The sequence below is a fragment of the Corynebacterium mycetoides genome (genome assembly GCF_900103625.1).
Lineage (GTDB): Bacteria > Actinomycetota > Actinomycetes > Mycobacteriales > Mycobacteriaceae > Corynebacterium > Corynebacterium mycetoides.
The window spans coordinates 1,478,204-1,501,878 of the sequence record NZ_LT629700.1; the positions used below are offsets into that span (position 1 = coordinate 1,478,204).

16 protein-coding genes and 1 pseudogene are annotated in these 23,675 nt (G+C 67.8%); 4 read left to right on the forward strand and 13 right to left on the reverse strand.

Features of this window, described 5'->3' with window-relative positions; translation table 11 throughout:
- Nucleotides 1-4 precede the first annotated feature (4 nt).
- The 3 genes from BLS40_RS07065 to BLS40_RS07075 are packed head-to-tail and all read left to right on the forward strand — an operon-like array spanning nucleotide 5 to nucleotide 3,750.
- The gene (locus BLS40_RS07065; protein WP_092150588.1) at nucleotides 5-2,380 is read left to right on the forward strand and encodes an MMPL family transporter; all 2,376 of its coding nucleotides are present in this window, start codon (nucleotides 5-7) and stop codon (nucleotides 2,378-2,380) included.
- A 4-nt stretch (nucleotides 2,381-2,384) separates the two neighbouring features.
- Nucleotides 2,385-3,398: a lysylphosphatidylglycerol synthase transmembrane domain-containing protein gene (locus BLS40_RS07070; RefSeq protein ID WP_092150591.1), complete on the forward strand. Its 1,014-nt coding sequence runs from the start codon at nucleotides 2,385-2,387 to the stop codon at nucleotides 3,396-3,398.
- Nucleotides 3,399-3,408: 10 nt separating this feature from the next.
- Complete coding sequence (locus BLS40_RS07075; RefSeq protein ID WP_172808009.1) at nucleotides 3,409-3,750, forward strand: DUF3054 domain-containing protein; 342 nt, start codon at nucleotides 3,409-3,411, stop codon at nucleotides 3,748-3,750.
- A gap of 131 nt (nucleotides 3,751-3,881) precedes the next feature.
- Here BLS40_RS07075 and BLS40_RS07080 read toward each other — a convergent pair whose 3' ends face one another.
- The 11 genes from BLS40_RS07080 to BLS40_RS07130 form a co-directional block, all read right to left on the reverse strand.
- Complete coding sequence (locus BLS40_RS07080) at nucleotides 3,882-5,423, reverse strand: acyl-CoA carboxylase subunit beta (protein WP_092150594.1); 1,542 nt, start codon at nucleotides 5,421-5,423, stop codon at nucleotides 3,882-3,884.
- Nucleotides 5,407-10,206, reverse strand: a complete 4,800-nt coding sequence (gene pks13 / locus BLS40_RS07085; RefSeq protein WP_172808010.1) for a polyketide synthase Pks13 — start codon at nucleotides 10,204-10,206, stop codon at nucleotides 5,407-5,409. Before pks13 ends, BLS40_RS07080 begins: the two co-directional genes overlap by 17 nt.
- Before the next feature lie 22 nt (nucleotides 10,207-10,228).
- Nucleotides 10,229-12,019 (reverse strand): FadD32-like long-chain-fatty-acid--AMP ligase, encoded by a 1,791-nt coding sequence (locus tag BLS40_RS07090; protein WP_092150599.1) that lies wholly within the window; start codon nucleotides 12,017-12,019, stop codon nucleotides 10,229-10,231.
- A gap of 91 nt (nucleotides 12,020-12,110) precedes the next feature.
- On the reverse strand, nucleotides 12,111-13,049 hold the full coding sequence (locus BLS40_RS07095) for a cutinase family protein (RefSeq protein WP_092150602.1): 939 nt from the start codon (nucleotides 13,047-13,049) through the stop codon (nucleotides 12,111-12,113).
- Nucleotides 13,050-13,079: 30 nt separating this feature from the next.
- The gene (locus BLS40_RS07100; protein ID WP_231908411.1) at nucleotides 13,080-13,586 is read right to left on the reverse strand and encodes a hypothetical protein; all 507 of its coding nucleotides are present in this window, start codon (nucleotides 13,584-13,586) and stop codon (nucleotides 13,080-13,082) included.
- A 10-nt stretch (nucleotides 13,587-13,596) separates the two neighbouring features.
- Nucleotides 13,597-15,534: an alpha/beta hydrolase-fold protein gene (locus BLS40_RS07105; RefSeq protein ID WP_092150605.1), complete on the reverse strand. Its 1,938-nt coding sequence runs from the start codon at nucleotides 15,532-15,534 to the stop codon at nucleotides 13,597-13,599.
- A gap of 302 nt (nucleotides 15,535-15,836) precedes the next feature.
- Nucleotides 15,837-16,832 carry an alpha/beta hydrolase gene (locus BLS40_RS07110; protein ID WP_092150608.1) on the reverse strand — a complete coding sequence of 332 codons (996 nt, stop codon included), beginning with the start codon at nucleotides 16,830-16,832 and terminating at the stop codon, nucleotides 15,837-15,839.
- Between the two features lie 110 nt (nucleotides 16,833-16,942).
- Nucleotides 16,943-18,736, reverse strand: coding sequence for a hypothetical protein (locus BLS40_RS07115; RefSeq protein WP_092150610.1), 1,794 nt, complete (start codon nucleotides 18,734-18,736; stop codon nucleotides 16,943-16,945).
- Between the two features lie 14 nt (nucleotides 18,737-18,750).
- Complete coding sequence (locus tag BLS40_RS07120) at nucleotides 18,751-19,746, reverse strand: decaprenyl-phosphate phosphoribosyltransferase (protein ID WP_092150613.1); 996 nt, start codon at nucleotides 19,744-19,746, stop codon at nucleotides 18,751-18,753.
- Entirely contained in the window at nucleotides 19,743-20,258 is a 516-nt protein-coding gene (locus tag BLS40_RS07125) for a phosphatase PAP2 family protein (protein ID WP_092150616.1), read from the reverse strand. Before BLS40_RS07125 ends, BLS40_RS07120 begins: the two co-directional genes overlap by 4 nt.
- Nucleotides 20,245-22,152 carry a glycosyltransferase gene (locus BLS40_RS07130; protein ID WP_092152220.1) on the reverse strand — a complete coding sequence of 636 codons (1,908 nt, stop codon included), beginning with the start codon at nucleotides 22,150-22,152 and terminating at the stop codon, nucleotides 20,245-20,247. Before BLS40_RS07130 ends, BLS40_RS07125 begins: the two co-directional genes overlap by 14 nt.
- 264 nt (nucleotides 22,153-22,416) lie before the next feature.
- Here BLS40_RS07130 and BLS40_RS07135 point away from each other — a divergent pair, with 264 nt between their 5' ends.
- Nucleotides 22,417-22,713, forward strand: a complete 297-nt coding sequence (locus BLS40_RS07135; protein ID WP_006840429.1) for a hypothetical protein — start codon at nucleotides 22,417-22,419, stop codon at nucleotides 22,711-22,713.
- A 6-nt stretch (nucleotides 22,714-22,719) separates the two neighbouring features.
- On the opposite strand, the pseudogene BLS40_RS07140 reads toward BLS40_RS07135, so the two are convergent.
- Together BLS40_RS07140 and BLS40_RS07145 are read right to left on the reverse strand one after the other, a co-directional pair.
- Nucleotides 22,720-23,484: pseudogene (locus BLS40_RS07140) on the reverse strand (UDP-galactopyranose mutase); the annotation flags it as partial.
- Nucleotides 23,469-23,654 (reverse strand): hypothetical protein, encoded by a 186-nt coding sequence (locus BLS40_RS07145; protein WP_006840427.1) that lies wholly within the window; start codon nucleotides 23,652-23,654, stop codon nucleotides 23,469-23,471. The pseudogene BLS40_RS07140 and the gene BLS40_RS07145, both read right to left, overlap by 16 nt.
- Between the last annotated feature and the right edge of the window lie 21 nt (nucleotides 23,655-23,675).

Sequence of the window (23,675 nt, forward strand, 5' to 3'; positions counted from 1 at the left end):
GCGCGTGTTTTATAACTGGGGCCGTTTCGCGTACCGCCACCGGCGCATCATCCCGGTGGTTCTCGTGGCGATCATCGTGGCCATGCAGGTCTTCTTCGGCTCGAAACTCGGCGAGCGCCTCTCCCAGGAGGGGTGGGAGGATCCCGGCGCGGACTCCACCACCGCCGCCGCGATCGAGCAGGAGACGTTCGGCCGGGACAATTCCGGCGACGTCATTGTGCTTGTCACCTCACCCTCCGGGGTCGCCGAGGGTGAGGTCTTCGACGCCGCGAACCGGCAGATCTCGGCGCTAAAGGAGCAGTTTCCGGAACAGATCGACCACATCAACAGCTACTTCTCCTCCCCCAACCCGCAGCAGATCTCGCCCGACGGCACCAAGGCGTTCGCCGCCATCGGCCTGCGCGGCGACGGGGAACAGACGCTGAAGGACTTCCGCACCATCGAGCCCGCCCTCGACGCCATCGAGCTGCCCGGCGACGCGCAGGTGCAGATCGCGGGGGCGACCGCCGTCGCCGACGCCCTCGACGAGGGGATGGCCAACGACATCGCGCGCGCCGAGAAGATCGGGCTCATCTTCGTCGCCCTCATCCTGCTGTGGGTCTTCGGCGGGGTGGTTGCCGCCGCGATGCCCCTTATCGTCGGCGTGCTCTCCATCGTGGGTTCGCTGTCGCTGCTCGCCATCCTCGCCCAGTTCCAGCAGGTCAACGTGTTCTCGCAGTCGGTGATCACCCTGCTCGGCCTCGGCCTGGCCATCGACTACGGCCTGTTCATGGTCTCCCGGTTCCGCGAGGAGCTGGACAAGGGCGCGGACGTGGAGGAGGCCGTCGCCGTCACCGCCGCGACCGCCGGCAAGACCGTGTTCTTCTCCGCGCTCATGGTGGGCGTGGCGCTCTCCGGCCTGCTCATGTTCCCGCAGGCCTTCCTCAAATCCGTCGCCTACGGCGCCATCGCCGCCGTGATCTTGGCCGCCGTCATCTCCGTGGCCGTCCTGCCCGCCCTGTTCGGCCTGCTCGGGCGCAGGATCGACATGTGGGCGGTGCGCAGGACCTCGCGCACCGGCCGCCGCATCGAAGACACCGTCTGGTACCGCGTCCCTACCTGGGCGATGCGGCACGCCAAACCCGTCGTCGCCGGCACGGCCGCCGCGCTGATTCTGCTCAGCGTCCCCATGGTGGGCATCACCTTCGGTGGCATCAACGAGTCCTACCTGCCGCCGAGCCAGGAAACCCGCCAGGCGCAGGACGACTTCAACGCCACCTTCCCCGCGTTCCGCACCGACCCGGTCAAGCTCGTCGTCGTGGGCGCGGATAACAACCAGCTTGTCGACGTCGTCATGCAGGCGCGCCAGGTCACCGGCCTCGCGTCCCCCCTCGCCCCGTCGCGTCCGACGAAGGATGGCACAACAGTGCTGTCCGCGCCGCTGGAGGACCGCAACGGCGGGGAGGGCGTCGTCACGCAATTGCGCGATATCGAGGCGCCCGAGGGGGTCGAGCTCTACGTCTCGGGCACCCCCGCCATGGAGGTCGAGTCGATTGAGGCGCTCTTGGCGCGCCTGCCGTGGATGGCGCTGTACATGGTGGCGGCGACGTTCATCTTGATGGCGCTGCTGTTCGGCTCCATGATCCTGCCGGCGAAGGCGGTGATCATGAACATCCTGGGTATCGGCGCCACGCTTGGGTTCCTCACCCTCGTGTTCGTCGACGGCGTCGGCTCCGGCCTGCTCAACTTCACCCCCGGCCCGCTGATGAGCCCGGTGCTCGTGCTCATCATCGCCATCCTCTACGGGTTGTCCACCGACTACGAGGTCTTCCTCGTCTCCCGCATGGTGGAAGCCCGGCACAACGGCGCGTCCACCGACGGGTCCATTGCGTACGGCACGGCGCGCACCGGCGGGATCATCACCGCCGCAGCCGCCATCATGATCGTGGTGGCCGCGGCGTTCGCCATGAGCGAGATCGTGATGATGAAGTACATCGCCTTCGGCATGATCTTCTCCCTCGCGCTCGACGCCACCGTCATCCGCCTCCTGCTCGTCCCAGCCGTCATGCACCTGCTGCGCGAGGACAACTGGTGGGCTCCCCGCTGGGTCAAGCGCGCCTACGCCGCCATTGGCGAGCACTCCGAGCGCGGCCCGGCCGGCCCCGGCGCACTCGCCGCAGCCCCCGCGCAGCGAGCGTTGCCGCCGTCGTCCGCCGCAGGTGCGGGCTCGACGGCCCTGCGCACCGGCGACGTCGCGGTGGCGGATACCGTGGTGGACACCCAGCCCGTGCGCGGCGGCGTCTCCGTGGAGGACAACGCCGAGCTCATCCCCTTCCACGAGCTGATGCGGCGCCTGTCGGAGGAGTCCGGCCCCGACGGAACAGACGGCGTGGGCCGCTAGCTCCGTGAGGGACGTCTACTGGCGCTGGCTGCGGTGGCTCGCGCCCTTGGCTGGGCTCGCTCTCATCGCGTTCGTGTTCCGCGACGAGCTGGATTTCCTGGGCGAGTCGTGGGAGGTGCTGCGCAACGCGTCCCCGGCCCCCGTCGCGGCCGCCGTAGCGTGCTCGTTCGCGTCCATCATCGCGATGTCCGCGGTGATGCTGCTGCTCATCAACGTCGAAGGCCGCGTCGCTACCCTGCCCCGCACCAGTGCAATCACGCTCGCCTCCAACGCCTGGTCCGTCTCCATCCCGGGCGGTCCGGCGCTCTCAGCGTGGCTGACGTTTCGCGTACAGCGCTCGTGGGGCGCGTCGGCGGGGGTGTGCGGGTGGTTTTTCGTGCTGTCCGGGGCCATTTCCACCGTGTGGCTGGTGGTGATCGGCATCGCGGCCGTCATGTTCCTGGGCGCCGAACTGTCCATTTCAGCTCTGGCCGTCTCCCTCGCGTTGGCCGTCGTCACCACGGCGTTCCTCTACTGGGCCACCCGCCACCCGGCGGCTCTCACGCGCTGGGCGCGCCACGTTCCGCCGCGGGTGCGCGACAGGCTCGTCGGCGTGATCGAGGAGGTCGCGCGCATCCGCATCTCGGGCACGCGGTTCCTCGCCGCCGCCGCGCTGTCCCTGCTCAACCGGCTCTTCGACCTCGCCATCATGTACTTTGCCGTCTGGGCTGTCGGCGGTTCCGCGCCCACCGCCGTCGCCGGGCTAAACGAGACGACCGTGGCGGGGGTGACACTGGCGTTCGTGATGACCAAGCTGGCGGGCTCCGCGCAGGTCACGCCCGGCGGAGTGGGGACGGTGGAAGCCGTCGCCGCGGCCTCCCTCGTCGCGGGGGGCATGACGCTTGTCGACGCCACCGCGGCCGCCCTCATCTACCGCTGTGTGTCCTTCGTCCTGGTCGCCGCCGCGGGGTGGATCGTCTACGCCGCGGCCTACGCGGGGCGGGGCTACATGCTGGGCAAACCCGCCCACGCTGCGTAGGCTGTACCGCATGTTGAAGAAAAGCTACGCCGTCGCGGCCGACTTCGCAGCCGTGGCCGCTTTCGCGCTCCTGGCCCGCGCCGCCCACAGGTCCGAGGAGATGAAGTTCACCTTCGCCGGCTGGCTGGAGACGTTTGCGCCCTTCGCCGCCGGCGTGGCGCTCGCGTGGCTTGTCACGCGCAAAGACCGCGGCTGGCTGATCTGGCTGATCACGATTGTCACGGGGCTCGTGATCTGGGGCTTCTACCGCGGCAAACTGCCCCACTGGTCGTTCGTCCTCGTCGCCTCATCCATGTCCGCGCTGCTCATGCTGGGCTGGCGCGGCGTGGTGAAGCTGGTCGCATCCCGCTAGAAGGACGAGCCCCAGTTGTAGAGGGGATCGCCGGAGATCAGGCCGTTGAAGAACCAGATGACGTAGTTGATCAGGTCGCCTGCGATGTCGAGTGCGCTGGAAAGCATGGTGAGAGCCTTTCTGTGGTGTTCTTAGAGTGGACTGATCGGATGCTTCTTCGGAAGATCCGTCAGGTGCTTCGTGGAAAGCTGGCGCAATGCGCGTCGAAGCGTGATTCTAGTTTCGGACGGCTGGATCATCGAATCGATGTAGCCCCGCTCCGCCGCGACGTACGGTGACGTCATGTTCTCATCGTAGAAATCCATGAACATCTTCTTCATCGCGGCGCGCTGGGCCGGGTCCTCGACGGAGGCCAGCTGCCTTCCCTGAATCATCACCACGGCCGCCGCGGAACCCATCACCGCGATCTGGGCGGTGGGCCAGGCCAGGTTGATGTCCCCGGTGAGGTTCTTCGACCCCATCACGGCGTACGCGCCGCCGTAGGCCTTGCGCACAATCAGCGAGATCTTGGGCACCGTGGAGTTGGCCACCGCGTACCCGAACTTCGCGCCGCGGTGGATCAGGCCCACCTTCTCCTGGTCCACGCCCGGCAGGTAGCCGGGGGTGTCCACCACGAAAATCAGCGGGATGTTGTACGCGTCGCAGACGTGGATGAAACGCGCCCCCTTGTCGGCGGCATCCGCGTCGATGCAGCCCGCGAAGTGCATGGGGTTGTTCGCCACGAATCCGACCGTGCGGCCGTCGATACGCCCGAAGGCGCAGATGAGGTTCTCGGCGTAGTTGGCCTGGATTTCGACCAAGTCCTCGTCGTCGGCGAGCTGGACCAGCAGGTCCATCATGTCGTAGCCCGCGTTGATGTCGTCCGGCATGAACTCGTCCAGCGCGGAGTCATCCAGCTCGTCGTCCGCCGGCGCCCACGCGGTGGGCGCCTCGTCGAAGGTGGAGGTGGGCAGCAGGGACAGCAGCTCGCGCACGTAGTCGAACGCCTCCTCCTCCGTGGCCACCACCGCGGAGACGTTGCCGTTGCGCTCCTGCTGGGCGGCTCCGCCGAGCTCGGCGGAGCTGATGTCCTCGCCCGTGACCTCGCGGATCACGGCGGGTCCCGTGACGTACATCTCGGCCTGCCCGTCCACGGCGACCACGAAGTCGGTGGTCACGGGCGCGTAGACGGCGCCGCCCGCGGACTTGCCCAGCATGATGGAGATCTGCGGGGAGCGCCCGCTCAGCGGAAGCTGGCGGCGCGCGATCTCGGAATACATGGCCAGGGACGTCACGGCGTCCTGGATGCGGGCACCGCCGGAATCCTGAATACCGATGACGGGGCAGCCGATCTTGATCGCCATCTCCATCACCTCGGTCACCTTCCGGCCGAAGGTCACGCCCACGGAGCCGCCGTAGACGGTCTTGTCGTGGGCGTAGATGGCCACGGGGCGGCCGTCGACACGCCCGTAGCCCGTGACCACGCCGTCGGAGTACACGGCGTCCGGGTCGCCCGGGGTGCGGGCGAGCGCGCCGATCTCGACGAAGCTTCCCTCATCGAGCAGCGCCGCGATGCGCTGGCGCGGCGTGGTCTGCCCCGCATCATCGCGCCTCTTGCGGGACTTCTCCGACCCCGGGTCCTGCGCCTTTTCCAGGCGCGCGCGCAGGTCGGCGAGCTTAGCGGCGGTTGACATTGTCGATCCATTCATTCATGTGCTTGCCCACGATGCCGATCGCGGGCTCGTCCACCACGGCGAGGTGGTCGCCGGGCAGGTGAACAATTTCCAGGTCGTCCACGATATCGCCCCAGCCCCCGTCCTCGTCAATGTGGGCGTAGGCCGGCTCGAGCATGATGGCCCCGTCGTGCATGCGTTCCGCGCGGAACAGCAGGACGGGCACGCTCACCCCCGCCCAGCGGGAGAAGTCCAGGTTGGCCAGGATCTGGTTGTCCACGAAGGAGGCGCGCTGGTGCTCGAGCACGCCCGCCGCCAACCCGTGCTGGGAGGCGTCGGTGGTGGCCAGGAACTGACCCAGCATGTCCAGCACCGCCTCCTCGCCGGCAGATTCCAGCAAATCGTAGGGGACGGGGAAGTCGAGCCCGTACGACTCCTTGGCAAACGCCGCGTAGCGCTCCCAGCGCTGCCTCGTCGCCTCCGGGGTGTTCGGGGTCGGCTCGGACGGCTGCGTGGTGTCCAGCAGCGCGATGAACTGCACCGCGTCGTCGCCGAGCTGCCGCGCGACCTCGTAGGCCAGTGCGCCGCCGAAGGACCAGCCGGAGAGAACCACCGGGCGATCGCCCGAGAGCCGCCTGATATCGTCCACGTAGGCCGCCGCGCGCTCCTCCAGGGATCCCTCGAGGCGTTCGATGCCGTAGACGGAGACGTCGCTGTCCAGGCGGCGCGCCAGCGGCTGGTACACGGTGCTCGAGCCGCCCGCCGGGTGGAAGAGGAACACCGCCGGCTTCGTCGTGGACTCCACTTCCCGGAAGACGCGCACGTTGCCGTCGACGGGCGTTTCCAGCCCCTCGCGGACCTTGTTCGCCAGCTCCGCGAGCACGCGGGCAGAGCGCACCTCCTCGGGCGTGACCTCGATGCCGGAGCGGTCCGTCAAGTGCGCGGCGATCTCGGCCGCGACGTCCTCGCCGATCTCGGGCAGCTCGGAGGTCACACCCGCGGCCGCGGCGCCCGAGAACCTCGCCCAGGCGCCGAACACCATGCGCTCAGACGCGTCGCGCGGGGCCACTCCCACGCCGGTAGCGCCACCGGGGGCACCTCCGGTGGCCGTCGCCGCGGCGCGCGCCTTGGCTACCGCCGCCGCCGGGTCGCGGGTCTCCGAGTTGTAGGTCAGAGGCTGCGGGGCATCCGCGTTGCCCGCCACGGCCTGCTCGACGATGGAGATCACGTCGGCCACGGAGGCGTCGCGAAGCGTCTGCACCTGCAGCGGCGGAATCTGGAAGTCATTTTCCACGCGGTTTTTGATGCGCATGCCCATCAGCGAATCCAGGCCGAGGTCAATGAGCGGGAGCTCGCTGGGCAGGTCCTCCGCGTCGTAGCCCATCGTCTCCGACACAATCGCGCGCAGGCGCTGCTCCACCGACTCGCCGGACGCGGGGTCCCAGCGCACGGCTTCAACACCTTCCTCGTGGATCGGGGCCGCGCCCTCCGAGGCCGTGACCTCGGTGACCCCCTGCGGGGAGCGCGGCGAGCCGAGGTCCAGGGTTGTCGCAAAACCCTCGGCCAGCAGCGCATCGCCGGCAAACACCTTCACGCTCGTGCCGCCGACGGAGCGGGAGGCCACGGCCGTCAGCTCGCCGTGGGCCGGGAGCACGCCGTGCTCCTCGGTCGCCACCACCGTCGAGCCCGGGTTGAGGTCCTCCGCCGCGGCCTCGATGAGCTGGTGGGGGCTAAACACCTGGTCCGCCTGCACGGCGTAGGCGACGTCGCCGCCGGGCAGCGCGACCTTGGTGGACAGAAGCGACTCGGCACCGGACACCGGACGCGCCGAGGTCCAGTACTTCGTGCGCTTGAACGTCGTGGCGGGGGCGGCGAGCATCGGCCCCGGCCCGTAGAAGCCGGTGAAGTCCACGTTGGCGCCCTGGACGTACAGCTTCGCGGCGAGGTCGCGGATCGACTCCACCTCGTCGACCCTGCGCTTGGTGGTGAACAGCAGCTGCACGTCCGGCTTGCCCAGTGAGAACGCGGTGTTCATCATGCCCATCACGGCCACGGGGTTCGGGGCGATCTCCACCAGCGTGGTGTGCCCGGCGTTCAGCGCGGCCTCGGTGGCGTCCTGGAAGAAGACGGGCTGGCGGGTCATGCGCAGGAAGTACTCGTCGTTGTGCACGGTCTCACCGGCGGGGTAGACCACACCGCGGTCGACGGAGGAGTACAGCGGGACGCGCAGCGGCTGCCCGGTCAGGCCGGCGAGCTCGCCGGCGAGGTCCCCCATGATCGGGTTTAGCATGCTCGTGTGGCCGGCGCCCTTGACCTGCAGCTTGCGGGCGAACTTCTCCTCGGCCTCCAGCGCGGAGACGAGCACGTCGACGGCCTTGGACGGCCCGCCCACCGTGGTCATGCCGGGGCCGGCGTACACGGCGGGCTCCACGCCCTGGGCGTCCGGGTGGGCGGCGACGAACTCGGCGAGCTCCTCGCGGCCGAGCTCGACGACGGCCATCGCGCCCTCGGCGTCGGTGCCCGCGATCTGCTGCTCGCCCTCGATCATCAGCCGGGCGCGGTGGCAGGCGACGCGTACGGCGTCCTCGCCCGTGAGCCCGCCCGCGCCGTACGCGGCGCCCATCTCGCCCATCGACATGCCCATCGTGGCGGCCGGCGTGATGCCGAAGCTCGCCAGCAGGTCGGTCTGCGCGATCTGGATGGCGGTGATAGTGACTTGGCCGGTCTGGGTGTCGTAGGTCTGCTCGTCGTCCTCGATCAGCTCGATCATGGACCAGCCGGCCTCGAACTTCACCACCTCGTCCAGCTGCTTCATGCGGCGGCGGAAGAGCGGGGACAGCTCGAGCAGCTTTTTCGCCATCTTCCGGTGCTGCGAGCCGAACCCGGAGTAGACGAACACCGGGCCCATCGGGGCCGGGGAATCCGCCACGGCGATCCCCGGTACGGTCTTGCCCGCGGCGACCTTGCGCAGCTTCGTCACGGCGTCGTCGACGGTGGACGCCTGCACCACCGCGGCGCTGCGGCCGTGGTTGCGCTTGGCCAGGGAGCGGGCGACGGGCACGAGGTCCGTCTCGGCGCGTCCTTCGAGGTAGTCCGCGAGGGCGGCGGCGGCGTCTCTGCGTCGCGACGGCAGGTGGCCGGAGACCGGCAGCGCCACCCCGCTGGCGTCGACAAGCTCCGCGCTCGGGCCCGTTGCCTCTGCGGCATCCCCCGTGGCGTAGTCGGCCGGGTCGAAGTCCGTCACCACGACGTGGGCGTTGGTGCCGCCGAAGCCGAAGCCGGACACGCCCGCGACCCGGCGGCCGGAGTAGCGCGGCCACTCGCGCGGGTCCTGTACCACTTCGATGTGGTCGGCGTCGAAGTCGACATACTCGTTGGGCCCGACGTAGTTCACGGACGCGGGGATGGTGTCGTGCTTGAGCGCCTCGACCACCTTGATCAGCCCCGCGGCGCCCGCCGCGGACTCGGCGTGGCCGATGTTGGACTTCGACGAACCGAGCAGCAGGGGCACGGAGTTTTCCCGCCCGCGGCCGAGCACGGCGCCGAGCGCGGTCGTCTCAATGGGGTCGCCGAGCAGCGTGCCGGTGCCGTGGGCCTCCACGAGATCCACCTGGGCGGGGTCGATGCCGGCGTCGGCGTAGGCGCGGCGCAAAACATCCATTTGCGCCTCCGGGTTGGGGGCGGTCAGGCCGTTGGAGTGCCCGTCCGAGTTGGTGGCGGAGCCCTTGATCACCGCGTAGATCGTGTCGCCGTCGGCAAGCGCGTCCTCGACGCGCTTGAGCACGAGCAGGCCGGCCGCCTCGGAACGCACGATGCCGTCGGCGTCGGAGGAGAACGAGTGGATGCGCTGGGACGGGGAAATGACGCCGAGCTCGGAGAACATCAGCGACGCCAGCGGGTTAGCCATGACGTTGACGCCGCCGGCCAGGGCCACGTCGCATTCGCCGTCGCGAAGCGCGCGCACCGCGTGATGGGCGGAGACGAGCGACGCCGAGCATGCGGTGTCGACGTTGACGGACGGGCCGCGGAAGTCGAAGACGTAGGAGATGCGGTTCGGGATGATCGACGACGCCGCCCCCGTCAGCGCGTAGGGGTGGGCCTGCGACGGATCGGAGGAGATCAACATCCCGTAGTCGTTGTTGGAGGATCCGATGAACACACCCACCGCCTCCCCGCGCAGGGAGTTTGCCGGGATGTGCGCGTCTTCCAGGGCCTCGAACGCGAGCTCGAGCATGATCCGCTGCTGCGGGTCCATGTTGACCGACTCAAGCGGGCTGAGCCCGAACATCTCGTTGTCGAAGGACGCGATGTCGCTGAGGTAACCGCCGCCGGTGTTCTCGCTCTCGAGCCGGGCGCGGACGACGGGGTCACCCAGGTACTCGGTCCACCGTTCCTCGGGCAACGGTCCCGTGGTCACCTCACCACGGGCAAGCAGCTCCCAGAACTCCTCAACGCTGTCAGCACCCGGGAACCGGCCGGCTGTGCCCACAATCGCGATGTCGCGGGCGGCCGGGGACGCGCTTGCTTCTCGACGCCCGTATGCGCGTCCCGGAGCCTGCTCCTTGGGCTCCTTGGGTGCGGTGAGGGCGGCGGCCAGCGCGCCGATCGTCGGGTACTGGTAGGCGACGGTCGGGTCGACCCGGGTGCCCAGCAGCGTCTCGAGCTCACCGGACATGATCACGGCGTCACGTGACGACAGGCCGTAGGTCTCGAGCGGTTTGACCGCGTCCACCTCTGCGGCGTCGATTCCAGTCGCCTGCGCCACCCAGGAGCGCAGCCATGTGATCAGTTCGGTTTCATTCATAGGCATTCAGCTTATCGCTCCCCTAACGCTTGAGAAATTTCTGCATGTTGACGCGGCGCGCAATCTTTCCGGACGACGAGCGCGCAATCTCGTTCGGCGCGTAGAACTCGATGACGTCGGGGGAGATTCCGTGCGTGCTGGTCACGGCCGCCCGGATCGTGTCCTCGGCGGCCAGGTCGCCATCGGCCGAGGCCTCGTCAGCGCGCTCGACGAAGAGCACGAGGCGCTCCACGTCGTCGCCGGGCACCGCGAAGGCCGCCACGGAGTCGGGCCGGACGTGATCGGTGGCCTCCATGACCGTCGCCTCGATGTCCTGCGGGTAGTGGTTGCGGCCGGCGATGACGATGAGCTCCTTGAGGCGCCCCGTGATGTAGACCTGGTCGCCGACATTCGCGCCGAGGTCGCCGGTGGCGAGCCAGCCGTCAGACGGCAGCCCCTCGCCCAGCGCCTCGTTGAGGGTGTTACCGAAGGTTTCCCGTGTCTCTTCCTCGCGGTCGAGGTAGCCGCCGGCGACGTTGGCGCCGTGGACCCAGATCTCGCCGATCGTGCCGTCTTCCACCTGGTTGTGGGTCTGCGGGTCGACGATCGCCAGATTCATCCAGGGCACTGGCCGCCCCGTGGACGCCATGGGCAGGCCCTCTGCGGACTCGACGGCCTTGCCTTGGGCGAGCTGTTCACGGTCGAAGCGGGTGAAGCTCGGCGTGTCGGCGACCGAGACGATGAGCGTGGCCTCGGCGAGGCCGTAAGCGGGACGCAGCACGGTGTCGCGCAGCCCGGCGCCGGTGAAGGCGTCCATGAACGCGTCGATGCCGGCCTGCGTGACGGACTCGGAACCGATGATGAGCCCCTCCACAGCGGACAGGTCGAGGTCGTCGTCCTCGGTGAGGCGGGCGTAGCGCGCCGTCAGATCTAGGGCGAAGTTCGGGACGACGGAGAAGATGTGCATGTCCTCCGGGTCGTCCTCACGGCGGGACAGCTGCTGGATGTAGCGCTTAGGCTGCTGAATAAAGTCGCGCGGCGCCATCAGCTCGATCTCGGTGCCCAGGACCACCAGAAGCAGGGCCACGATGATGCCCATGTCGTGGTGCAGCGGCAGCCAGATCGGGGCGCGCATCGGCTGGCTGAGCCCGACCGCGGTGTACATCTGGATCACGTTGGTCACGATGGACTCGTTGGTGAGCACGACGCCGGCCGGCATTCGGGTGGAACCCGAGGTGTACTGCAGGAACGACGTGTCCCGCGACGTATCGGTGCCCTCCGGCATCTCCAGCGGCTCCCAGGACTCGGCGAGCGAGTCGGGCAGCGATTCGACGGATAGGATGCGCGGCCGCTGCGCCGCCGGAAGATCGGCGAAGTACGCGCGGACGGCGGGGGCGCCGTCCTTGTTCGTCAACACGGTGGAGGCGCCCGAGTCCGCCAGGACGGCCCTGAGGTGTTCGCCGTGGCCCGGCTCGTTCGGGTCGTAGAGCGGGATGGGCACCTGTCCCGCGTACAGCGCGCCCACGAAGCCGAAGATGTACTCCGGCGAGTTCGAGGCGAGTATGGCGACGCGGTCGCCCGGCTGGCCCACCTGCATTAGCCGGGCGGCGACAGCCTTGACGCGGGTGTTGACCTGGCGGCGGGAGTACTCCACCAATGTGCCGTCGGCGCTTTCGGAGAAGTCCCAGTAGCGGATGTTCGTGTCGTCGAGCTTGCCCATCTGGGCGCCCATGAAGTGCAGCATCTCGGCCAGCGCCGGGATGGTGAAGTTCTGGGGCAGGACGATGTTGCCGTCTTCGTCGAGGAAACGCTGAATGATCACGCTGAGATCCATGGGACTCCTTTTACGTCGTGTGCGTCAATAGCTGTCTGATGCGGGTCGGGGTTGGTCAGCCCATTACTATATAGTTTTGCTGTTCAAATTGTTACTGATTGTTAATGACACCCCGTGCCCAATCTACCGTCCACTGCGAGGCAGTCGTACCCTCGATCACGTTCGGGTTGGAGGCGTACATGGCGTGCGTGCCGTTGGCCAGCATCAGGTCCCCCGCCCGGGCAATAAGCGTGCCAACGTCCTGGGGGGCGTCGCACACTGAGTCGTTCGGCGCGCAGATCTCGAACGCCCTGTCCGACACCTCGCCGAATCCCCCCTCCCGGGCCCCCGTCATGGTCGCCCCGGGGGTGACGGCGTTGACCACCCCCTGCAGCGGCTTCAGCGCGACCTCCGCGCCCACCCCCGGCACCTGAACGCCTGGGTTGACGCCGACGCCGTTTTCACGCCGGCCGTCCGCGATCATGACGGCGCCGAGCAGCTTCTCCGGCGGCACGGCGTGGTTGCGGGTGCCGATCTGGTTGGCGATGTCGCCGGCGATCACGGCCCCCTGGGAGAAGCCGGCGATGATGAACTTCGTGCTCGGGCACGTCGCATGAACGTACTCGAGCTCGCCGTTGGTGCGCGCGGTGCCCTCCGCGCGTGACTCGTCGTACGTCATCTCGCGGCGGCCCTGCTCGGTCTGGATGTTGCGGAACTGGGCGGTGTACGGCGTGGTCCACACCCGCACGTGACCGATGTCGTAGGACTCCTGCAGCGGACGTGTGATCGACAGCATGAAGCTGTAAGGGTTGGCCTGCGGGTTGAAGGGGTCGTCGTCCCGCGAGCTCTCCCACGTGCCGGGGATGGAGATGAACTGCACCGCCGGGCACCACTCCGGTTCCGCCGGGGGCTGGTCCTGCTGCTCCGTCGGCAGCGCGATCTGCGGCCGGGGCATGTCGGGGACCCCGTCGCCGGCCCGCCATTGCGCGATGCCGGCGGCGATGAGGACGATGACGACAATCGCCGCGCCGGCGATGAGCGGTTTGCGCACTAATACTCCTTGAGCTGCGGCTAGCGTGCGCTAGCAGAGGTGAGCGTGCGCGGTGTCGTCGATAAGCTTCGCTGCGGCGGTGGGGTCGAGATCGGTGCGTCGCTGCTCCACGAGCTGTCCGGCCACCGCGTCACGGGTGATGGTGGCACCCTGGCACACGTTAAAGCCCGTGCCTGTGAGCTGGTCTTCAACACCGTGGACGTTGATTCCCCCGTTCCTGAGGGCTTCCAGGTAGGCGGTTTCCTCCTCCGAGTAGGCGGCCGCCGTCGCGGGCATGGAGTCCACCTCTTTCGCGGGCTGGTCCGCGGGCGCGCCGGCCGGCTCGGACGAGCGCGCCGTGGTCTGGCTGCTGGCCGCGGCCGAGCTCGAGGCCGAGCTCTCAGCGCTTCCGGTGCTTACAGTGCTTGTCGACGTCTGCGTCGACGTTACCTCCGAGCTATCGACAGTGCTCGAGCCACACGCGGACACCGCCAGCCCCGCCGCCGCAATGGTGGCAGCGGCGGCGAGGGGGGCACGGTTCACAGAAATAAAACGCATGCTTCTCCTACTAGCGGGCACGTTCGACGACTCGTCCGTAGACCTCGTCCAGGGTCGCGTGCTGGAAGTCGATGGTCCTGCCGCCTGCAGGGATGTCCCTCATGTCGGTCACCGGCCAGCCCATGCGGCCCTGCTCCCAGCCGTTCTTGCCCCACTCGTCGAAGATCGCGCCGTAGTAGATCACGTGCGCGCCGGTATCGGGCGACCAGTAGATGTTGCCCTTCTCAAACTGTTGGAACGCGCCGCCCGGGATGGCGATCTCGTTGCTCTTGGGGTAGCCCAGCCCGGATGCGGCGGTGTTGACCTCGCCGTATTTCGCCCCGATCGCGCCGTGGACGATGTTGTGGCTGCCGTCCGGGTTGCGGGTGAGGTAGCCGCCCTGGAACTTCTGCACGAAGCCGCCGCCGATCTGCTGCGCCTCGGCCACCGGGTACTTCAGGTCGCCGTTTTCCCAGCCGTTTTCGCCCCAGGCCGTGAACATGTCGCCCGGGATGGCGTAGGCGCCGGTGGACGGGGTCCAGTAGATCGAGCCGTTCTGGAAGTGGACGTAGCGGCCGACGCCGTCCGGCGTGGTCATTTCCCCGGTCGTCGGGAAGCCGAGCCACCCCTGCGCGCCGCCGAGCCCGTTGTACTTGGCCAGGATGGCGCCGAAGAGTGCGTGGGCACCGGTCTCCGGAGTCCAGTACGCGGTGCCGCCGCGGAAGTCCTCGGCCTTTCCTCCAGCGAGGTCGTACTCGTTGTTCACGCAGGAGCCGATGATGCCGGACTTGGTGGCCTCGGCGATGGCGCCGATGGGCGCACAGTCCGCACCGCGGTCAGCCTCGGGCACGCCGAGCGCGTCGGCGATGTACGGCCACGCCTGCGTCATCTCGAACTGCCAGTACTCCCAGGAATGGACACCGGAGGGGCGGAAGATCGCGATCGGCTTGACGTTGGTGCGCGCGGCGTACTCCAGGAAGGTCTGGGTGGACAGGCGGGAAATCACCTCGAGCCCCACACCGGCCATGTTGGCCGGCCCCTTGGCCACGGAGTTCGGGGCGCCGAAGTCGTCCCTGCCGGAGCCGGAGGAAACGTAGACAGTCTTGCCCTCGAGGTTTTTGATACCGAGCTTCGGGTCGTGGTCGATCCAGTCCTGCGAGACCGGCGTGCCCCACATCGCCTCCGAGTCGTAGCCGCCCGCGTCCAACTGCGCGGCCTTGATGGCGGCGGGCATGCCCGCCGTGGTGGTGTCCAGGTAGCCGGAGAAGGAGCCGACGAAGTCGAACAGGTGGGGGTTGCGCTCCGCGAGGTTCATTGCGGCGGTGCCGCCCATGGAGAGGCCGGCCACCGCTCGCTTGCCGTTGGAGCGGAACTCGTTGTCCAGGACGGGGACGAGCTCCTTGGTCAGGAACGTCTCCCACTGGTAGTTCTTGCCGTTGTTGGGGCGCTGCCAGTCCGAGTAGAAGGAGGACTCGCCGCCGACGGGCAGGATGACGTTGACGTTCTTGTCGGCGTAGAACTGCTCGATGTTGGTCTCGATCGTCCACCCGTTTTCGTCGTCACGCGCGCGCAGGCCGTCGAGCGCCCAAACCTCGGGGAACGTCGCCTCCGGGTTGGAGTGCCAGTCGCGGGCGAGCAGGATCTGCACCTGCATGAGCTGCTCCGGCATCGCCGCCGACTTGATAAAGACGGCGACGCGGCGGTTGGTCAGCCACTCGATGCGGTCGACCGACACCCCGGCGGGAAGGCCCGGGATCTGCGGATTCCTGTCCACCTCGATGGGGGTGCGCTTCGGCGGGTCGGACGGGCGGATGTTGTCGGAGAATCCCGCGTTCGAGCTCAACCCCGACAGGCTGCTCTGTCCGGCCGCCGGAATCGCCGTCGCGCCGACGACCACGGCGGTCGGAATGGCGGCTGCAATAAGCCAGTTGCGTCGCGCGGCGCGGCGCGGGGAACGAAGTTCTCTCATGGGAGTCCTGCCTTAATCTTTGTCGGGGTTGTAGAAAACGTCGCATCAACGTCGCATCAACGTCGCAACGTTCCGAGGGTTCCCCTCCCCCGGAACACATACACAACGTCCATATCGGCCACAACGGTGATGTTGTTACCAAGTCGAGATTGTTACTGCGACACGAAGCTTAAGTTTAACTTGAGAGTTTATATGGAAGACACGCCGTGTGGCGGATGTTAAACACGAAAACCGGCGCCGCCCGCTGCACTTTGTTGCGCGAGGCGGCGCCGGTGATGTGGCGAGGTGGCTGTCTACTCGGGCTACCAGGCGTTCATCACGTCGAGGACGCGCGGCTTGGTCGCTTCCAGCTGGCTGCCGAACTGCTTCCAGTTGTGGATGCCGGTCGGGGTGTACACCTCAGTGAAGTTAAGGCCGGTCGCACGAGCCTTGAGCGCCCACAGTCGGGTGGTGAAATTCGAGTACGCCTCCAGCGCGACGCCCGAGGCCACATGCTGCGGGAGGTACTCGGCGTCGGCCGGGCCCGGCGTGGCCGAGCCGGCAGAGACGTAGACGTCCGTGTTGCGCAGCGTGCCCATGTTCAAGAACGGGTCGTTCTCATACCGCCGCGGATTGAGCACGGAACCGTACATCGCGTTGACGTTGAACCCGCCGGCGTCGAGCATGGCGACGCGGAACGCGGTCTGGCCGCCGGGCATCGTCGTGGCGAGGTACCCGGAAAACGAGAGCACCTGGCGGAACTGGTCGGTGTGCTTCGCGGCCAGGTTCATCGCCGCGGTCGCGCCCATGGACAGCCCCAGAATGGAGTTGTTGTTCGGCGCGACGCCGAAGTGCTGCTGCAGGTACGCCGGCAGCTCACTGGTCAGGAAGGTCTCCCACTTGTACACGACAGGGTTGTTGACGTCGTAGGTCGCCGGCGCGTTCCAATCGGCGTAGAAGGACGATTGCCCGCCGACGGGCATCACCAGGGTGATGTTGTGGTCCACGTAGGTCTGGGCCGCATTGACATCGTGCAGCCAGGCGTTGGTGTACTCCGTCGCGCGCAGCCCGTCGAGGAGGTACAGGCCGGCGTTTCCGCCGCGGGCGGCGGGCTGAATCTGCACCTGGATGTTGCGCCCCATCGCGTCCGACCACACGTCGCAGCGCTGGACCCAGTAGGCCACCGCATCCCAGTCGCACGTTCCGGTGGCGTCCGGCCGCAGCCAGTCGCGGTTGGCGGCGTGCGCCTTCGGCGCGGCGAACACCATCGAGGCGGCTACCGCGAAAATGACGAGCAGCGCCGTCGCTGTTCTTTTCATAGAAATGACCGCAGTCACAGGTCCCCCTAAGGAATTGAACACTAAAAGGTGACCATGACGTTATCAAGCCGTTGTTATCGACGCCAATGCCAGGGGGAAATCACCTTCCCTCAGGGCGCTGCCGGCCACGCAATGCGCGGGCCCTCCAAGCCGGCTTCTTCTCCCGCGTTAATCCTGTTCAGCGTTTCGGAATCCAGGTACGTCGCGGGGTCGTCGTCAAGCTCGAGGCTCCTACCCCCGGTGAGCGCAAACTTCAGGTTCGCGGCGAACCGGCCAGGGCTCATGGGCTCGCGCGAGCTCGCCAGCAGCTCGCGGATCTCCGGCGTGCGCAGCGCCGCCCTCGCCTGCACCACTTTCTCGGTGTCCACCCACACCGGCAGGGCGTCGAGTGCGGTGTCGGAGTCGGCAACCTGCCACTCCGTAGCAAGCCACTTGTCGTGACCGATCCGCCCGTCTGGGTCGCGAGGCATCCTCGCCGCCAGCGGGGTGGCCAGCCCGACGGTGTCGAGCACCCGGACGTCCAGGCCCGCGTTCATGCTCGTCATCCCCAGATTGATCCAGTACGCGGTGAGTCGCTGGTGCCGCAGATCGGAGGTGGCAGACATGCGGGGAACGTAGTACCACTGGTACTCCTCCGGGTCTTCCCCAATCAACGCCAGTTGCAGCAGCGCCGCATCCGCCCGGCGGGCCTCCTCGACCGTATCCGGCCACGTCGGCATGGCTTTCCACACAAGGAAGTCCTCCGCGTAGAGGGGGCCGTCGCCCGGCTGCTGCTTCGTGGCCCAGCTCCAGAACTCGCGCTCGTCCACAATGCCCAAGGGCTGCCCGGCGACGAGCGGCCCGCGGTCGATCGGGTGGGCCTTGGCCACCACGGCGCCCGCCCACAGCGCCGCGGCGAGGACGGCCACGCCGACCCGGCGCGTGACGGGCACGGCCATCACCGGCAGGAGCAGGGCGAACAACGGCAGCAGCAGCATCCGGCCGTGCATGAAATCGCCGCCGACGCGCAGCACATACGCCGTGTGCGCCAAACCGCAGCCCACCGCCACAAGGACGATGAGGCGCTCGCGCCCGTGGGAGCCCCACATCAGCCCGACCCCGACCGCCGCGGCCAGGGCGACCGGAACCACCAGGCCGTACGGCCCGGCGAAGTCCCACAGGTAATCGAAGCCCTGGCCCCACGCCGAGTCCCCGGCCGACTTGGCGACGGCCGTGTGGGGAGTGAGCAGGCCGTAATACCCCATCCGGAAAACCTGGTAGGCCGCGGGCACCGGCAGCGCCGCCAGCAGGATGCGCCACCACTTCCCGGGGCTCGAGGCGAGAAGAACGAGGCCGGTGACCCCGCCGTAGAGCGCCAGCTCGGGCCTGACCAGCCACGACAGGCCGCTGGCAAACGCGAGCCAGTACCCGACCTGCGTCGAGCGGACCCCGCCCTCCGGGCGGGCCCATCGCACCAGCAGCGCCCACCACGCCGCGAGCCAGAAGATGGACAGCCCCCACTCCAGCCCCGAGGTGGCGAAGTCGCGCGCCGGGGGAAGAGCGAGGTAGATCAGCACGCCGAAGGGCAGCACCGCGTCCGACCAGAACCGCCCCGCCGCCCACGTGGCCAGGACGCAGGCGGCGACGGTGAAACCCAGCGCCAGCCACATCGCCACGTCCTCGAGCCGCGCCCGGGTGACCCACGCCGCCGCTGTGATGATGTACTGCCAGAGCGTGGACGTGTTCGCCTCCACCCGCTCGCCGGCGTTGAACACCGGCCCGTTGCCGGCCAGGAGGTTGCGCACGGTGCGCAGCACGATGAGGCCGTCGTCGCTCATCCAGCGGCGCGTCCACCCGCCCCAGAACGCGAAAACGCCCGCCACCAGCATGGAAGCCAGAAGAGAGCGGCGGGCGTTGCGGTTCATTCGTGAAAGTGTAGTCAGCTCATGGCCGGGACGACGTAGACGGCCATGACGATGCAGAGAATCCACAGCACCGCCAGCAACTGCAGCACCCTGTCCTCCAGCGCGATCTCGTCGGGGGCGCCGCCGTGGCCGGAATCGACCTTGGCCGCGTAGCGCAAAATCGCGATGACGAAGGGCACCATGGAGATCTGGTACCAGAGGGAGGCCGGCCCGTCGATGGCGTTAGCCAGCTGGAAGCCCCACAGCGCGTAGGACATCACCACGGCCGTGGCGGACAGCGTCCACACAAACCGCAGGTAGGTGGCGGTGTAGCCCTCCAGCGCCTTGCGGATCTTCGCGCCGGTCTCCTGCGCCAGCAGCATCTCGGCGTAGCGCTTGCCGGACGCCATGAACAACGACCCGAAGGCCGCGACAAGCAGAAACCACTGCGACAAATCGATCCCCGCGGCCACGCCGCCTGCCATGGTGCGCAGCATGAAGCCGGAGGACACCAGCGCGATGTCAATCACCGGGATGTGCTTCCAGCCGAAGCAGTAGCCCAGCTGCAACACGATGTACACGCCTATCACCCACGCCAGGGCGGGGTTGGTGGCCAGGAAAGACAGGCCGATGGCCAGTGCGATGAGCACGGCCGCCATGCCGTAGGCCAGGTTGATCGGCAGCATGCCGGAGGCGATCGGCCGGAAGCGCTTGGTCGGGTGCTCGCGGTCCGACTCGACGTCGCGGGCGTCGTTGACCAGGTAGATGGCGGAGGCGCCTAAGCAGAACACCACGAACGCAATGAGGACGTCGACAAGCGAGCGCCCCGTGAGCTCATCCAGGCCGGCGGCGAGCGGGGCGGCCAAAACGAGGACGTTTTTCACCCACTGCTTCGGGCGCAGGCCCTTGATCATCGCGTCACCGAGGTTCTTCGGCGGGGTCTTCTTGCGCGCGACGTCCACGCCCTCGGTGTGGGGCTCGGATTTAAGGAAGGGTTCTTCCTCTATCGGCTGGGGGCTCACCGTGCTCACCGTGTCTCCTTCTCCAGGCCAATGGCCGTTTTTGCCACCCCGGCCCCGATGAGGGACCCAATCAGGGTGTCTGTCGGGTAATGCACGCCAAGCACCATACGCGAAAGCATCATTATCGGAATGCCGACATACGGCACCTTCGAGCCGGAAATATCCGCCAGGTGCACCATGGCGGCCGCCGTCGACGTCGAATGGGAGGAGGGGAAGCTCAGCCTCGACGGCGTTTTCACCCCCACCGCGATGCGCGGATCCGAGGGCCGGTTGCGGCGCACGACGCGCTTGAGCACGACGGAGGCCGCGTGCGCGAAAAATGTGCCCGCGCCCATCGCCAGCCACTTCCGCCGCTTTCGCTTGTCGACGCCCGCGCCCACCCCCGCAACCGCCAACCAGCCCAGGTCGTGCTCGCCAAAGTGGCTGAGCGCGCGCGCCGCGCGTGCAACAGGCTCGTTGAGCAGCGCCCCCTGGACGGCGACGAGGATGTCGGCCTCGAGATTCTTTTTAGGCCTGCGCATCGAAGATCTTTCCCCAGCTCTCGTGGCTCGTCAGCTCGCCCATGGCGGCCGAGTATTCGCGCTGCAGCTCGGCCCAGCGGCGCCGGATCTCCTTGTGCAGCTGCCGGGTCTGCGCCACCAGGTCGTCGGCAAGCTGCTTGTCGCGCTTGCGGAAGGCGACCCCGGTGCCGCCGGCGGTAGACACGGTCGCGGAGTCCACGCGCGAGAGGGTGAACCAGCGCGCCTCCCCGGCGGTGAGGTTGAGCTGCGGCGCCTCCCAGTGCTCACGGTCCTCGCTGTGCGCCATGTGCACCAGCGACTTCGCCACCCACGGCAGCTTCTTCAGCTTCCCCAGCCGGCCGCCGATGTTGGCGGTGGGCACGCCCGGCGCGCCGGTGGCGGCGGGCAGGTCGGCCGCGGACGCGACGACCTGGGCATCGGAATAGTTGCTGCGCACGCCCTGGATGCGTGGCAGGGAGCTCTCCAAGATGTCGAACAGCTGGTCGGGGCCGGCGAGGAAGTCCTTCATCGCCTCGATCTGGATCGCCATGGTGGAGTACTCCATGCACATGGCGTGCTTGGCGGTGGCCTTCAACATGTTGCGCTGGATGCCGCGCGGGTCGTCGGGGCCGTAGATGGCGGCGACGATCAGGCGGTTGCGGACGTGGAAGTAGGCCTGCCAGTCAATCGCGTCGTCCTTGTCGGCCCAGGCCATGTGCCAGATCGCCGCCCCCGGCCACGTCACCGTGGGGTAGCCGGCGGCCTTGGCGCGCAGGGCGTACTCGGTGTCGTCCCACTTGATGAACAACGGCAGGGGCAGCCCGAGCTCCTCTGCGACGACGCGGGGGAAGAGGTTCATCCACCAGCCGTTGTAGTCCACGTCGACGCGGCGGTGCAGTGCGCGCGAGGTGATCTTGCGCGGGTTGGCCTGCTCCTCCGGGGTGCCGAGGTACCCCAGCGGGTAGGCGGCGAAGTCGTGGTCGTAGACGGCGTGGGGGGCGGCGCCCCACATGAAAGTCGCGCGGTCCACCGCCTCGCCCGTGGTGCGCAGCTGGGCACGGTTCTGCAGGTTGAGCATCTGCCCACCCACCAGGATCGGGCTCTTCGCGTACCGCGCCGCCTGCACAGCGCGCAGGATGGAGTCGGGCTCGATGGCGATGTCGTCATCCATGTAGAGGATGTAGGGCGCATCCGTGCTGCCCACCCCCTCGTACATGATGCGGGAGTACCCCCCGGAGCCGCCCAGGTTGCCCTGCGGGAAAATCCGCAGCCGGCCGCCGAGTTTCTCCTCGGCCTCGGCGAAGTCCGGTTCATCCGACGGGTGCTGGTTTCCCTGGTCCGGCATGAGCACGTCGGTGATGGCAGCCAGAACCACCGGGTCCTCCGCGAGCGCGTGGAGCGCGTTGACGGCGTCGCGCGGGCGGTTGAACGTGGGGATTCCGACGGCGACTTTCTTGTCTTCGGGGCCCGTGGTGGAGCCGTCGGCAAGCAGCTGCGGCCCGGGAAGGTGCGGCGCGCACCAGGCGGCGTCGGTGATGGTGACATCGGTTTCGGCGGTGACGTCGAACCACAGCCAGCCGCCGTCCTCGAAGTTACGCAGCTCCAGCGGAATTTCGACGCGGCCACCCGGCGCCTCGACGCTGGTGACGGCGATGCGCTGGCCGTCCTCCTTCGAGCGGTAGACCGAGAGGGTGGCGCGGCCGTCGACCTCCATGGCCAGGACGACGCTGCCGAGCTGCGACCAGCGGCGCCAGTAGGAGGCGGGGAAGGCGTTGAAATACGTCTGCAGGGAGACCTCGGCGCCCTCCGGCACGGTCAGCGTCGTGCGGTCGGGCCACGTGACGCGGGCTTTGTTCAGCTCGCCCTCGAGAAGGTAGAGCATGCGCACGTCATGCGGCTCGCCTTTGCGGGGCATGAGGATGCGTTGGAGGACGTCGACTGCCAGTGTGTCGCTCACAAATCTCACTTTCGACTCATTGATAACGAGATACGTAGTTCAACACTACTGGCACGGCCGGACAAGACGGCGCCTCGACGCGACGGTAGCTACCTGTTCGACCGGAACGCGTTTTCGCGGCCCGAAAAACGGATTTCCGGCGTTCCGGTCGAACACGCGGGCGCGGATGCGCCGCGGCGGCATCTCCGATACGCCGCATCGCGACCCGATACCCTAGAAACTATGCCCACAACACACTTCGCTATCGGCGGCGCGCTCATTGTGGTGGCCGTCGGCTCCTTCGTCTTCCTCGACGGCTCGACCGCCGTCTTCATCGGCATCGCTTCCGCCATCGCGGGCGCGCTCTTCCTTGTCATGGGCGCGCAGGGCCCGAAACAAGACCCGGACGTCGGGCTGCCCTCGCTCGACGGGACGGTCGTTGAGCCCGATCTCTGGGCTCAGTTCGACCGCGAGCACGGCCTGGGACAGGATTTGCCCGATTTCCCCGATATCGACGACGAGCCGCGCCGCAACACGTAACTTTCGCTAGTGCCCGCGCGCCTGCTCCAGCGGCTCGCCGTTTTCAAAGTGGGGGCGCAGGTGGTTGTCGAACAGCGACAGCGCCGCGCCGATGGCCATGTGCATGTCCAGGTACTGGTAGGTACCCAGGCGCCCGCCGAACAGGACGTTGTGCTGTTCGGATTCGGCGGCGGCGAGGCGTCGGTACGCGGTGAGCTTCTCGCGGTCCTCGGGCGTGTTGATCGGGTAGTAGACCTCGTCATCCTCGCCGGCGAAGCGGGAGTACTCCTTGACAATGACGGTCTTGTGGTCGGGGTACTCGGTGCGCTCCGGGTGGAAGTGGCGGAACTCGTGGATGCGGGTGTAGGGCACGTCCGCGTCGTTATAGTTCATCACCGGGGTGCCCTGGAAGTCGCCTGTGTCCAGGACTTCCCGCTCGAAGTCGAGGGTGCGCCAGCCGAGGCGGCCCTCGGAGTAATCGAAGTAGCGGTCCAGCGGGCCGGTGTAAACCACCGGGATGCCCTGGTAGCGCTCGCGCACGTCGAACCAGTCGGTGTTCAGCTCCACGTCGATGAGCTCGTGCTCGGCCATCTTCTCCAGCCAGGCGGCGTAGCCCTCGACAGGCAGGCCCTCCCAGGTGTCGTTGAAGTAGCGGTTGTTGAAGGTGTAGCGCACCGGCAGGCGCGAGATGATCTCCGGCGGCAGGTCGGTCGGGTCGGTCTGCCACTGCTTGGCGGTGTAGTGCTTGACAAAGGCGTCGTACAGCGGCTTGCCGATCAGCGCGATGCCCCGTCCTCCAGAGTGTCGCGATAGGCAAGGAATCTCTTTAGGTTGCGAATGTAGGTGATGTCGAGGAGCTCGGCACCACCGTACCGACCGGAGTCAGCGTTGAAGTCCTCAATGACGCTGACGCAATGAGGGCACTGGTGGTGGACGAAAATTTCATCAGCATGCGTCTGCATGTGCCCGACGATACAAGGAAG